Source organism: Fusobacterium sp. SYSU M8D902, assembly GCF_040199715.1.
GTDB lineage: Bacteria > Fusobacteriota > Fusobacteriia > Fusobacteriales > Fusobacteriaceae > Fusobacterium_A.
Map to the genome: position 1 here is coordinate 1 of NZ_JBEFNA010000039.1, position 13,370 is coordinate 13,370.

General features: G+C 30.6%; 12 protein-coding genes. 7 read left to right on the forward strand and 5 right to left on the reverse strand.

The genetic code is table 11. The features are described from left to right. Window positions 1–120 precede the first annotated feature (120 nt). Window positions 121–1,479 (reverse strand): MATE family efflux transporter, encoded by a 1,359-nt coding sequence (locus ABNK64_RS10300; RefSeq protein ID WP_349764301.1) that lies wholly within the window; start codon window positions 1,477–1,479, stop codon window positions 121–123. 348 nt (window positions 1,480–1,827) lie between these two features. Between ABNK64_RS10300 and ABNK64_RS10305 the strand changes: the two genes are divergently transcribed. Genes ABNK64_RS10305 through ABNK64_RS10330 form a run of 6 tightly spaced genes read left to right on the forward strand, consistent with a single transcriptional unit; the run spans window position 1,828 to window position 7,795 of the window. Further along, window positions 1,828–3,558, forward strand: coding sequence for an ABC transporter ATP-binding protein (locus tag ABNK64_RS10305; protein ID WP_349764302.1), 1,731 nt, complete (start codon window positions 1,828–1,830; stop codon window positions 3,556–3,558). Further along, window positions 3,548–5,284, forward strand: coding sequence for an ABC transporter ATP-binding protein (locus tag ABNK64_RS10310; protein ID WP_349764303.1), 1,737 nt, complete (start codon window positions 3,548–3,550; stop codon window positions 5,282–5,284). Before ABNK64_RS10305 ends, ABNK64_RS10310 begins: the two co-directional genes overlap by 11 nt. 11 nt (window positions 5,285–5,295) lie before the next feature. Further along, complete coding sequence (locus ABNK64_RS10315; protein ID WP_349764304.1) at window positions 5,296–5,781, forward strand: hypothetical protein; 486 nt, start codon at window positions 5,296–5,298, stop codon at window positions 5,779–5,781. 21 nt (window positions 5,782–5,802) lie between these two features. Next, window positions 5,803–6,540 (forward strand): tRNA1(Val) (adenine(37)-N6)-methyltransferase, encoded by a 738-nt coding sequence (locus tag ABNK64_RS10320; protein WP_300343257.1) that lies wholly within the window; start codon window positions 5,803–5,805, stop codon window positions 6,538–6,540. 13 nt (window positions 6,541–6,553) lie between these two features. Next, window positions 6,554–7,312 (forward strand): threonine/serine exporter family protein, encoded by a 759-nt coding sequence (locus tag ABNK64_RS10325; protein WP_349764305.1) that lies wholly within the window; start codon window positions 6,554–6,556, stop codon window positions 7,310–7,312. Next, entirely contained in the window at window positions 7,313–7,795 is a 483-nt protein-coding gene (locus ABNK64_RS10330; RefSeq protein ID WP_349764306.1) for a threonine/serine exporter family protein, read from the forward strand. Window positions 7,796–7,821: 26 nt separating this feature from the next. On the opposite strand, the gene ABNK64_RS10335 is transcribed toward ABNK64_RS10330, so the two are convergent. The 4 genes from ABNK64_RS10335 to ABNK64_RS10350 form a co-directional block, all read right to left on the reverse strand. Continuing rightward, window positions 7,822–9,024 (reverse strand): FprA family A-type flavoprotein, encoded by a 1,203-nt coding sequence (locus ABNK64_RS10335; RefSeq protein WP_300343251.1) that lies wholly within the window; start codon window positions 9,022–9,024, stop codon window positions 7,822–7,824. Between the two features lie 18 nt (window positions 9,025–9,042). Beyond that, the gene (locus ABNK64_RS10340; RefSeq protein ID WP_349764307.1) at window positions 9,043–10,962 is read right to left on the reverse strand and encodes an acyl-CoA dehydrogenase family protein; all 1,920 of its coding nucleotides are present in this window, start codon (window positions 10,960–10,962) and stop codon (window positions 9,043–9,045) included. A gap of 164 nt (window positions 10,963–11,126) precedes the next feature. Beyond that, window positions 11,127–12,431 (reverse strand): sensor histidine kinase, encoded by a 1,305-nt coding sequence (locus ABNK64_RS10345; protein ID WP_349764308.1) that lies wholly within the window; start codon window positions 12,429–12,431, stop codon window positions 11,127–11,129. Continuing rightward, window positions 12,431–13,096 (reverse strand): response regulator transcription factor, encoded by a 666-nt coding sequence (locus ABNK64_RS10350; protein WP_349764309.1) that lies wholly within the window; start codon window positions 13,094–13,096, stop codon window positions 12,431–12,433. The genes ABNK64_RS10345 and ABNK64_RS10350 overlap by 1 nt, the downstream gene beginning before the upstream one ends. A gap of 173 nt (window positions 13,097–13,269) precedes the next feature. Between ABNK64_RS10350 and ABNK64_RS10355 the strand changes: the two genes are divergently transcribed. Further along, on the forward strand, window positions 13,270–13,370 hold a 101-nt coding region (locus tag ABNK64_RS10355; RefSeq protein ID WP_349764310.1), incomplete at its 3' end, for a FeoA domain-containing protein.

Here is a 13,370-nt window from a genome sequence, read left to right on the forward strand (position 1 = left end):
AATAAAAAAGCCAAAGAGATTAAAAAATCTCTTTAGCTAATTTTAAAACATATAGCTATTAAGTTTGCAACAGCCCCATTTTTAAAGTTCTTTACAAAAAAAATTTAATCTGTTAACAACTTATTTAACCAAATTTTTAATCCATTTACCAGATACAAGTCTAGGAATAGTAGCTATCATTTTGAAAGGCTCCTCTAAACAAGTGAGAGCATAGACAATAGCTATAGGATAGTGGAAATATACAGCTCCCAAGAAAGAAAGTGGTACTCCAATTCCCCAAACAGCTATAAGTTCAACTAAAATAGCATATATAACATCTCCACCACCACGGAGAACCCCTATGATCTGAACAATACCAAAGAAACGGATAGGAAGTATGATAGCCATTATTTTAAGTATGGCAATTACACTTGATTTTGTTTCATCAGATATTGCAAATAGTTTAGGGATAAGAGGTGATATTAAAAAGAATATAGCTCCAATTACAACTCCTAAAAGCACTCCCCAGATACTAATTTTAATAGCCATTTCTTTAGCTTCACTCTCTTTTCCTGCCCCAATATTATTACCAATAATTATACTAGAGGCGATAGAGATACTTACAGCAAAAAGGTTAAATGCGTTATTTAGAGTATTACCTATCTGCATAGCAGCAGTAGCATTAGTTCCAAGTTTAGAATAAGCTATAAAATATGCAGTCATTCCACCTATCCACATCACATCATTAAAAACTACTGAAGTAGCAGTTCTTAAGTATTTATTTATCAACTCTTTAGAGAAACTAAAAAGTTGATTTAACTTTCCAGCAATGATATTTTTATCTCTTATGTAGATAGTATGAAGAATGAAACTCATCTCCATAAATCTAGCTACGGTAGTACCAAGAGCAGCTCCAGTTACTCCAAGTGCAGGAAAGCCAAATTTACCAAAGATAAATATGTAGTTTAAAATTGCATTAAAAGCAAGCCCAATCATACTTCCATACATAGGTATTTTTGTATATCCCGAACTTCTCAAAGCCATAGCAAATGAGAGTGATACACTCATAAAGATATAACTAGGAGCAACTGCAGCTAAATAGTTTTTTCCAAGAGTTGTAACAACTTCATCTTTAGTGAAGATTCTCATTATATCCTCAGCAAAAAATACCCCTCCACTAGCAAAAATCCAAGATGTAACTTGGGAGAAAAGAAGAGCTATACCTATAAATTTATAGATACTATCTATATCTTTTTTTCCAAAATATTGTGACATAAAGATTCCTGCACCTACAACAAATCCATTCCCAGCATGATAAAATAGCATATAATATTGATTTGCTATTCCAGTGGCAGCAATAGCACTTTCTCCAAGACTTCCTATCATAAAGTTATCCAGTAGATTTAGAGATGCTCCAATCAAATTTTGTAAAATAATTGGAATAGCTAATACAAGAAGAATGTTAAAGAATTTTTTATCATCTTTTAAATTGATTAACATAAAAACCTCCTATAAAAATAAAAGCAGATAGGAGTACCCATCTGCTACAATATATAATTGTCCCACGCATTATACTATTTTTTTATGTAGATGTCAATAATCAGAAGTTGCAAAAAACAAAAATAGTGGAGAATAAACTCCACTATTTTCATTTATATAAAATATTTTGGGGAAAGATTTTTTATATGATTTATGATATCATAAGAGTGTGACAAAAAGATTACAAAAATAAAAAAATTAATTAATAAATTTTAACTAAATTACTCTATTATTTAAATAGAATATATGATAAAATTAAATCTGGTAAATACTAAATATTTCGTAAAACTAATTATTTTAGGAGGGATAATGTTTAAATATTTTAAACCCTATTTATTTAGGGGAATGATAGCAGCACTTTTTAAAATGGGAGAATCTTTTGCAGATTTGACACTTCCGCTTATAATGGCAAAGGTAATAGATATAGGTGTTTCAAATAGAGATTTTGATTATATTTTAAATATGGGAGGGAAGATGGTAGGAGTAGCTATACTAGGTTATTTATCAGCTATCTTATCAAACTACTTCTCTTCAAAAACTTCTCAGGAGTTTGGAGCAAATTTAAGAGATAGCATATTTACAAAGATTCAACACTTTACATTCAATCAATTAAATAAGTTTTCACAAGCTTCTTTAATTACAAGAATAACTAAAGATGTAGATCAGATAACAAATATGTTCCTAATGTGTATAAGAATGGTATTGAGAGGATTGACAACAGGAGTAGGAGCTGTAATTATGGCTATAATTATAAATCCTACACTTTCAATTGTATTCATAATAATTGCACCACTTATAATATATCTAACTCTTTACTATGTAAAAAAATCTTTTGGATTATATGCTTTAGTGCAGAAAAAATTGGATAATTTGACTTTGATATTGAGAGAAAATCTATCTGGAATGAAAGTGGTAAGAGCTCTGTCTAAAGAGAAGATTGAGGAAGAGAGATTTGATGAGAAAAATGATGATCTTAAAGAGCAGAGTATAGTAGCTGAAAACCTTATGATAAGTAAACTTCCGTTTATAACTCTACTTATGAATGTTGGAGTAGTTGCAGTATTATGGTTTGGAGGGATAAGAGTACACTATGGAAAGATGCAATTAGGAGAGATAGTAGCTTTTATCAACTATCTTAATATGATACTTTTTGCTATGAATGCTCTATCTTTCTTGTTTAGTCTATATAGTAAGACAAGTATTTCTTACAAAAGAGTGGAGGAGATAGTTGAAGAGAAGATTGAGGAGATCACTCAAGAGGATTTTGAACACAAATTAGTGGACAATGTTTTAGAGTTTAATCATGTATATTTCTCTTATGATAAAAGTGATAAATATGTCTTGGAAGATATAGATTTTAAGATAAGAAGAGGAGAGAATATAGGTATAATTGGTGGAATAGGTTCAGGAAAATCAACCTTAGTTTCTCTTATTCCGAGATTTTATGACCCAGTAAAAGGAGAGATAAGAGTAGACGGAGTAGATATAAAAAGATATAAAGAGGGAAATTTAAGAAAGAAAATTGGTTTAGTATTACAGAAAGCTTTTCTTTTCTCACAAAGTGTAAAAGAGAATATGATGTGGGGAGATCAAAATGCCTCTAGAGAGAAGCTTGAACTTATGGCACATATAGCTCAAGGAAAAGAGTTTATAGAGAAATTACCTGAAAAGTATGAAACACAGCTGATAAAGGGTGGAAATAACCTTTCAGGTGGACAGAAACAGAGGGTATCAATAGCTAGAACTCTATTGAAACAACCAGATATTTTGATATTTGATGATAGTTTTAGTGCTTTAGATTTTATAACAGAGCATAATTTGAAAGAAGAGTTGAAGAGATATATGAAACATATTACAACAATAACAATCTCTCCAAAAATATCTTCATTGATAAAGATGGATAGAATAATGGTATTAGATAATGGGAAGATAGCAGGTTTTGATACACATGAAAAACTGGTAGAAACTTGTGGTGTGTATAGAGAGATCTGTGAATCTCAAGAGATATGTATAACAGGAGAGTGTGAAGATGAAGAATAGTATATTAAAAAAATTAACTCCATATCTCTATCAGTATAGACATAAATTTTTATTTTTAGTAATTTTAGCAATAATAGGAAATATCTTTACATTGATAGGACCATATTTGGTAGGAAAAGCTATAAATCAGATACATATTGGTATGAGTAGAGAGAATTTTATATTTTTAGGACAGATATCTGGAGCCTTGCTATTGACTTATATATTAGGGGCTTTTTTATCTTTGATACAGAATGTAAAGATGAATGTAATATCCCAAGAGATAGTAAATACAATGAGAAAAAATGCTTTCTCAAAGATACATAAGTTTCCATTAAAAACATTTAATACTATGTCACAGGGAAATATTTTAACCATTTTAATAAATGATATAGATAATATAAGTAGTTCTCTATCACAGATTGGAACTAGAATAATAGTGAACATATTAACTATTTCAACTGCATTGGTTATAATGATATATATCAGCCCATCGTTGACAATAATACAGTTGATACTGGTGTCTATAACAGGAGTATTCTTAAAGAAAATAACTATGAAAAGTAAGGAGAAAAGAAGAATACAGCAAAGACATCTAGGTAAATTAAATAGTTTTGTAGATGAGATGTTGACAGGACAGTCTGAGGTAAAGTCATTCTCTTATGAGGAGAGAGCTATTGAAAAATTTAAGAGATTGAATGAGGATTATAAAGAGAATGCTATAAAAACTCTATTTTTCTCAGGCTTTAATTTTCCTACATTGAACTTTATAAACAATATAGGGTATTCGCTTATAATTTTTACTGGAGCTATATTCATATTGAAAGGAAGATTAAATTTAGGAGAGCTATCTAGTTTTATTATATATTCAAAGCTTTTTAATAGACCTATTGCAAGTATATCAGAGGCATACAACATAATACAGACTGTAATAGTTAGTTCAGAGAGATTTTTCCAATTCATGGAACTAAAAGAGGATAGTTTAGGTGGAGATAGAGAGCTAAAGGCAGATGAGATAAGAGGAAGTGTTGAATTTAAAGATGTAAACTTCTCATATGAAAAAGATGTAGCTGTATTAAAGGATCTGTCATTTAAAGTAGATGGAGGAAAATTAGTTGCAATAGTTGGCCCTACTGGTGGAGGAAAGACAACAATAGTAAATCTTTTAATGAAATTTTATGATATCTCATCTGGAGAGATTTTATTAGATGGGGTAAATATAGAGGAGTATAGAAAATCAGATTTAAGAAAACTATTTGGTATGGTATTGCAAGACAGTTGGTTATTTACAGGAACAATTGCTGAAAATATAAAATATGGAAATGAAAATATATCTGATGAGGATATTATAAATAGTGCAAAATTAGCTTGTGCTTATGATTTTATTAGTAAATTACCTATGGGATATGATACAATAATAAGTGAGGACAACATGGTACTTTCTCAAGGACAGAAACAGTTGATAACAATTGCAAGAATAATTGCTTCTAATCCAAAGTTCCTAATACTGGATGAAGCAACAAGTGGAGTTGATACTAGAACAGAGTTGAGACTTCAGAAAGCTATAACGAATATAACTAAGAACAGAACTAGTTTTGTAATAGCTCATAGACTATCTACAATAAAAAATGCTGATTTGATATTAGTATTAAAAGATGGAGCTATTATTGAGAAAGGAACTCATAAAGAGTTGATGGAGCTAGGTGGATTCTATCAAACAATGTACAATACTCAATATGCTATATAGAGGTGATTTTCTTGGAATTAGAGAAGATAGGTATTTATAATCCAGTGACTAAAAATGTTTTTGAACAATATAATTTACCAGAGATAAGATCTGCAGTTGAGGCTATATATTTAGAGTTAAATAATAATTTTGAGGCTCTTTTTAAACGTAAAGAGCTACTCTCATTAGCCCCAATTGGTTTGATAGATTTTACTATGGAGATAACTGGATATGAGGGAACAGGAATATATAAGATCTTTTATAGAGATAATTTAGTGGTTTTGGGAGAGGTATTTACTGATAATCTAGAGATAGATAAGTTTTTTGAAAACTTAGTTGTAGAGCTGAAAAATCTTTATAGAGAGATTCCGGAGGCTCCTGTAATTACAATAAATTTTACAAAGGAATTCTATAAATTAGAAAAAAATAATCAGGATATGGTATTCTCCTATTGTAGATTATTGGGGTTTTCAACTGTGAAAGTGCTAGAAAATCATAGAAAAATAGTAGTAAATTAAACTTTAGGAGGATCATTTTTTATGAATGATGAAAATAGATTTGAAACAGTTATTGATCTTTTGCAGAAAGATATGAAAATTATTCAAAGAGCAGATCATTTTTCTTTTTCAATAGATTCTTTGTTAGTAGCAGAGTTTGCAACAATAACTAGAACAACAAAAAAAATAGTGGATTTGGGAACTGGGAATGGAGTGATACCTCTATTTTTATCTAAGAGAACAGATTCTAAAATTTATGGTATAGAGATACAGAAAATATCAAGTGAATTGGCTAAAAGAAATGTAGAGTTGAATAAGCTTGGTGATCAGATTGAGATTATAAATGACGATATGAAAAATTGGGAGACTCACTTTAAGAGAGGGAGTATGGATTTAGTTGTAACAAACCCACCATTTTTCAAATTTCATGGAGAAGAGAAACAGTTGAACGATCTAGATCAATTATCACTCGCTCGTCATGAGATAACAATTAATTTGGATTCATTACTAGCAACATCAGCAAGTCTTTTAAAAGATAAGGGATATTTTGTAATGGTTCATAGAGTTGATAGATTGATAGATATTATTGAAACAATGAAAAAATATAGAATTGAACCAAAGAGAATACAATTTTGTTATACTAAAATAGAGAAAGAGGGAAAAATTTTACTAGTTGAGGGGGTAAAAAATGGTAACTCTGGCTTGAGAGTATTACCACCTTTGATAGCACATGATGAAAATGGTGATTATTCAGAGACAGTTTTAAAAATGTTTAAATAAAGTGGGGTATACTATGATTATTGAAAATAAGATATTAACTTTAGCTAACATGACTGGTAAAATTGCCTTGCAAAGTGGGGCAGAGACCTATAGAGTAGAGGATATAATAACAAGAATATGCAAACATCATAATTTGAATGCTCAATGCTTTGTTTCTATTACTTGTATCATAACTTCAGTGAGAAATCACAGAGGGGAAACTTATTCAGCTGTAGAGAGAATAAATTCAAGGACAATAAATTTGAATAAAGTTCATTCAATAAATCAGTTGGTGAGGGATTTAGATAAGTATAGTTTTCATAAGTTTACAGAAGAGGTAATCAAAATCAATAGGGAAGTTCCATATAACAAATATATCTATTTTTTAGCTTATTGTTTGGGAGCATTTTTCTTTGCTCTACTCTATAAAGGAAGTCTAGCAGATGGATTAGTAGCTTTTGTAGGTGGTGGTATGGTATTTTTAATATCTGATTTTGCCAATAAACTTCAAACAAATACCTTCTTTTTAAATACTCTAGGTGGAAGTATATGTACACTTGTTTCATATTTGGGAGTGAAATTTGGAATACTCAGTACTGTATCTTACTCAACAATAGGTATGTTGATGCTGTTGGTACCAGGAATTGCCTTTACAAATGCTATTAGAGATCTGGTGGTAGGTGATTTAGTATCTGGTGTTTCAAGAGCTGTAGAAGCTTTTTTAATAGGTATGGCTCTAGCTTCTGGAACAGGTTTTGCACTATTTTTAATTTTAAAATTGGGAGAGATATAGATGGATAGTCACGTTATTATTGAGATAATTGCAGCAGCTGGAAGTACTTTTGCTTTTGGAATCATCTTTAATTTAAAAGGAAAAAAGCTAATATATGCAAGTATTGGTGGAGCTATTGGTTGGGCTATATATATTCTCTTCAAATATAGTGGAAATTCAGATCCAGTATCATTTTTTTACTCATCAGTTGGATTGACAATATACTCTGAAATAATGGCTAGAATGTTAAAAACACCAGTGACCTCAACCTTAATAGCTAGTTTGATCCCATTAGTACCTGGAAGTGGAGTCTATTTTACAATGTCCTATGCTGTAGAACATAGGGTGCAGGAGGCAACTCAAAAGGGTATTGAAACACTGATGATAACATTGGCAATAACGATGGGAATAATTGTAGTTTCTACATTTGCTCAGATATATTATAAATTTAAAAGATATAAAATAATGAAAAATAGAATAAAAAACAGGAGAAGAGGGAGTTAGCTCTTCTCCTGTTTTTATAAGGGGATCTATTTCATTGATTCTAAGATAGAATCAACTAAACTATCCATTTCAATATGGTTATCATCTGTCATAGATGATGTTAAAGTAACTTTTTCATTTAAAATATTCATATCTTTCATTTCTTCTAAACACTTCATCATTAAGCTACCTGATTTACAAGCCCAAGAACCATTTTCAACTACAGCCACAGTTCTTTTTTGTACATTTAGTGCTTTCATATCCATTAGATAATTATGCATTAGAGGGTAGATTCCAAGGTTGTAAGTAACAGATGCAAGAACAATATGACTATATCTAAAAGTTTCAGCTATTAATTCAGAAACATGAACTTTTGAAACATCATACATATGAACATTAGTCATACCTTTTTCTACTAGTTTAGTAGCTAGTACAGATGCGGCATTTTCAGTATTTCCATACATTGAAGCATAGACAATCATAACTCCTTTTTCTTCTGGTATATATTTACTCCATCTATTATATTTATCTAAGAAATACTCAAAGTTATTTCTCCATACTGGACCATGAAGAGGACAGATCATTTTAATATCTATACCACTAGCTTTTTTCAGAAGAGCTTGTACATGAGGACCATACTTACCAACTATATTAGTATAGTATCTTCTAGCATCATCTATCCAATCTCTATCAAAATTTACCTCATCATTGAAAAGTTTTCCATCTAAAGCTCCAAAACTTCCAAAGGCATCAGCACTAAATAGCACTCCATTTGTTAAATCAAAACTTACCATAGCTTCTGGCCAGTGAACCATAGGAGCAGCTACAAATAGTATTTTATGTTTACCAAAAGATTTTGTATCTCCTTCAACAACTGTCTCACACTTTTCAGGATCTACATTAAATCCAAATTGATTCATAAGATAGAAAGCTTTTTCAGAACTAATAACTTTTACTTCAGGGTAATGCATTATGATCTCTTGTATCATTGCAGCATGGTCAGGTTCCATATGATTGATTACCATATAATCTAATTTTCTATCTTTTAAAACATATTTTATATTCTCTATAAATTGACGTCCTATTGCCCAATCCACAGTATCAAATAGGACTGTTTTTTTATCTAAAAGTAGATAAGAGTTATAAGAAACTCCTCTAGATATGGGGTGTATATTTTCAAATAGGTGTAGACGGTGTTCATCTCCTCCTACCCAGTATAGATCATCAGTTATCTTTCTTACGTTATGCATAGTATCTTCCTCCTAAGATTAATCTTCTATCTCAATAAAAGCAGTTTTTTCTTCACCGCAGTCTGGACAAATCCATTCTTCAGGTAATTTTTCAAAAAGTGTTCCTTCAGCAATTTCGTTTTCTTCATCTCCAATTGCAGGATCATACTCATAACCACAACCACCACATACATATCTTTTCCAAGATGAAGGTCTACTTGGTTTTGGAACTACTCTCTTCATTTTTTTCATAGGAGGAGCTGGAGTCTTAGGTTCACCATTGTCCAAAGCCTTAGTCAATAGTGGAAGGATCTCCTTGACATCTCCAACAATTCCATAATCAGAGTTTTTAAATATAGGAGCATTAGGATTTGTATTGATAGCAACTATTGTAGTAGCATCTTTAATTCCTTTTAGGTGTTGCCCTGCTCCCGAAATACCGCAGGCAATGTAAAGGTTACCGTTGAATTTTTGACCAGACATTCCTACATAACGATTTAGAGGAAGGTATCTTAAAGTTTCAGCTACAGGTCTTGATGACCCGATTGCAGCTCCAGCCTGAATAGCTAAATCTTCAATAAGCTTCATATTTTCTTTTGCTCCAATTCCTTTTCCAGCACTTACTACACGCTCAGCTTGAGGAATTGGTGTGTCTAAAGGGATTCCAACAGTGAAATCATAACCATCATTTTTTAAACTTTCAACTAGTGCATTAACTTTTTCTTCCATAGTTCCATCTTTAAAAATAATGTTTTTACGAAGTCCAGTTGCTCCACCATTTCCTTTTGCTTTTTTCTTAGTTGATTCAGCTTTAGGCATTTTTCCAATGATATGAGAAGCTATAACTACTCTTTGAATCTCATTAGTTCCCTCATAGATAGTACAAATTTTAGCATCTCTATAAGCACGTTCTACTTCCATTCCTTTTAAGTAACCAGATCCACCAAATATTTGTAAAGCATCATTAACTACCTCAAGACATATATCAGAAGCATATTGTTTAGCCATAGCTGATTCCATACCGAAAGGTTCGTGATTCTCTTTTAATTCAGCAGCACTATATACTAAAAATCTAGCTGCTCTCAATTTTGTTGCCATATCAGCTAACTTGAAAGATATGATCTGTTGTTGAGCTATTGGTTTTCCAAATTGTACTCTCTCTTTAGCATACTCAAGAGCATTTTCATAAGCTCCTTGTGCAATTCCTAGAGCTTGAGAAGCTATTCCAATTCTACCACCATCAAGGGTAGCCATTGCAATTCTGAATCCTTCTCCCTCTTTTCCAAGAAGATTCTCTTTAGGAACTTTAACATTATTAAAAATTAGTTCAGCAGTAGATGATGAACGGATTCCCATCTTGTCATAATGATCACCAAATGTAAATCCTTCCCAACCTTTTTCTACAATAAAGGCACTTATTCCTCTTGTTCCTATATCTGGAGTAGTAACAGCAAAGACAACATATGTATCAGCTTTATCAGCATTTGTTATAAATATTTTACCACCATTTAAAATGTAGTGATCTCCAACTAATTCAGCAGTAGTTTCAGTTCCTCCTGCATCACTTCCTGCATTTGGTTCAGTTAATCCAAAAGCCCCAAGTTTTTCACCAGAAGCTAAAGGGATAAGATATTTTTGTTTTTGTTCTTCAGTTCCAAAAGCATAGATAGGGTAGGTACCTAAAGAAACATGTGCTGAGAGTATAACTCCTGTACCACCGTCAACTCTTGATAACTCTTCAACAGCTATAGCATAGCTTAAAGTGTCCATACCTGCCCCACCATACTCTTTAGGATAAGGTATACCCATAAGTCCCAATTCAGCAAATTTTTTAATAGCTTCAGTAGGAAATTCATTATTTTGATCTAAAGAAAAAGCAATTGGTTTAACTTCTGTTTCAGCAAACTCTCTAACCTTTTTACGTAACTCCTCGTGGATTTCACTAGTTTTAAAAAGCATAAAATGACCCCCTCTTTTAATCTATCAACAATATTTAATCTATACTTGATTAGTTATCTATATAACTCATTATATTCCTATGCACTAAAAAAGTCAAGTATAATTTGTAAAAAAAAAGAACAATTTTATTTAAAAACAAAATAAAATTGTTCAAATTGTACAAATTATTTTTCTGAAAATGAGTTAAACTCCACAGTGAAGAGGTTTCCAGTAGTTGTGTCTTCCAAATAGATATCTCCATTTAACTTTGAAATAATTGTTTTACAAATAGAGAGACCTAGACCACTTCCTCCATGATACTCTTTAACAAATGGTGAAAATAGATATGGTTTTATCTGTTCACCTATTTTTTCTCCATCATTAAAGAAGTGCATATATAGTGTATCCTCTTTTTTTTCACAGGTTATAGAGAAAAAAGTGTCAGAATATTTAATTTGATTGGTTATTAAATTTTCAAAAATTATTTTTAGTTGCTCCTTATCACACTCAATAAAATAGTTTGAAGGGATATTAAGTTCTACTTTTTTATTTGAGTAATTATATTTAAGTAAAATTAAGATCTCCTGTATAGTATCATAGATATTAACTGAAGTAGCAGTAGAAAAATAATAATCATTGGATTCCACTTTTATAATTGTGATTAAATCACGAACTTTCTGCTTAATTCTATATGCTTGAGCTAGTATAGTATCCAAAGTAGAGTTGAGATCACCTTTCGGAAAAAGATTATCTTTAGCAGAAGAGGTATAACCTTCAATAATCATAATAGGAGTCTTCATCTCATGAGAGATATACTGTAGAGTAGATTGCCTAAGAGCCTCTTCTCTATCTAATGTGTCTTTTAGAATTTTTAGATCATTTACTAAATTTTGTAACTCTTTATCCTCACTATCAATTACAATTTCATCTATTTTCTCTTTTTTAGTGATTTTTTTAGTATATACCCTCAATTTATAAATATCTTGATACAATCTGTTGCTAATAAAATTAGTATAGCATATTGAAAGAAATATTAAAAAAATAGTAAAACAGATGAAGTAAAGACAGATTTTGGGAAATATTTCAGCATAAATATCTCTAATAATTGAGTATTGATAGATAGTTTCTCCATTTTGAGTATCTAATTTTATATTACATAGAATTTTTTTATCTGAAAGATTTTCATGATAAAATTGATTGGATTTTTTTTGAGATTGTGCCCTATCCTCAATAATAGTGGCCAGTTCATCTCCATGTACTCCTTGAACCACTTCAATTGAATTTGTAGATACACCGAGTATCCATTCATTCTTCACTCCAAGAGTCTCTTTTTTATTTAGAGTGTGTGTTGAGATTATCTGGTCTTCAAAGAGTTTTTCAAAATATGTAAACGACCAGTAATATACAGTAAGTATTGAGGTTGACATAATAATTAAACCAAATAAAATTCCATAGATAATAAATTTAAACTTAATACTTCTCATCTTCATTAATTATACCTATACCCAAAACCATAGATAGTTTCAATTGCAAAAAATGGAAGTTTTTTCCTAATATTTTTTATGTAGTTATCCACAACTCTATCACTTCCAAAATAATCATTACTCCAGATAGAGTTAAGTAAAAACTCTCTAGAAATAGCTTGTCCTTTATGCTCAATAAAGAAGCAGATAATATCATACTCTCTACTTGTAATTTCTAGTATATCATCATTAAGAGAGATAACCCTTTTTGTGATATCTATCTTGTATGGTGGTATCTCAATAATAGAGAGGTTGTTTTCCTCTTTTTCATACTGAGTTGTTTTTAGTAGTTTTTCCACTCTATAAACCAATTCAGCTGGAAGGAATGGTTTTGAAATATAATCATCACAACCTATTTCAAATCCAGTAACTCTATCAAAACAATCTCCTTTAGCAGATATTATAATTACAGGTGCTTTACTGTTATTGCTCTTTATAGTCTTTAGTAGCTCTAGTCCGTTTCCATCAGGTAGCATTATATCTACAACCCACAGATCAATAGCTTCCTTTAAATATTTTGTACTCTCTTGAATATTTTTACAAGAGTATACTGAAAATCCTGATTTTTCCAAATAAAATTTTAAAATTTGATGTAGATCACTCTCATCTTCAATAAGACATATTCTAACCATTGAATTTAAATCCTTTCATAAATGTTTTATATATTTTAAAAATAGATTATTACATACATTTTAACAAAAAAATATATAATTTTCTATATGAAATGTATAATTTTTTTATAATAATATAGTATTATAAAACTAAATGATTTGCAAGACAAACAATTTATAATATGGAGGAAAAAATGCAACTATGTGATTTAAAAAATGGAGAGAAAGCTAGAATCATAAAAATTGGAAGAATTGGAGAGCTAAAGAAGAGATTAGTAGATATGGGAGTAACTGC

What these genes read in the sequence shown, in the direction of transcription:
- ABNK64_RS10330 (WP_349764306.1), top strand. Translation starts at nt 7,313, where the DNA reads ATGGATAGTCACGTTATTATTGAGATAATTGCAGCAGCTGGAAGTACT.
- ABNK64_RS10305 (WP_349764302.1), top strand. Translation starts at nt 1,828, where the DNA reads ATGTTTAAATATTTTAAACCCTATTTATTTAGGGGAATGATAGCAGCA.
- ABNK64_RS10335 (WP_300343251.1), bottom strand. Translation starts at nt 9,024, where the DNA reads ATGCATAACGTAAGAAAGATAACTGATGATCTATACTGGGTAGGAGGA.
- ABNK64_RS10310 (WP_349764303.1), top strand. Translation starts at nt 3,548, where the DNA reads ATGAAGAATAGTATATTAAAAAAATTAACTCCATATCTCTATCAGTAT.
- ABNK64_RS10350 (WP_349764309.1), bottom strand. Translation starts at nt 13,096, where the DNA reads ATGGTTAGAATATGTCTTATTGAAGATGAGAGTGATCTACATCAAATT.
- ABNK64_RS10340 (WP_349764307.1), bottom strand. Translation starts at nt 10,962, where the DNA reads ATGCTTTTTAAAACTAGTGAAATCCACGAGGAGTTACGTAAAAAGGTT.
- ABNK64_RS10300 (WP_349764301.1), bottom strand. Translation starts at nt 1,479, where the DNA reads ATGTTAATCAATTTAAAAGATGATAAAAAATTCTTTAACATTCTTCTT.
- ABNK64_RS10345 (WP_349764308.1), bottom strand. Translation starts at nt 12,431, where the DNA reads ATGAAGATGAGAAGTATTAAGTTTAAATTTATTATCTATGGAATTTTA.
- ABNK64_RS10320 (WP_300343257.1), top strand. Translation starts at nt 5,803, where the DNA reads ATGAATGATGAAAATAGATTTGAAACAGTTATTGATCTTTTGCAGAAA.
- ABNK64_RS10325 (WP_349764305.1), top strand. Translation starts at nt 6,554, where the DNA reads ATGATTATTGAAAATAAGATATTAACTTTAGCTAACATGACTGGTAAA.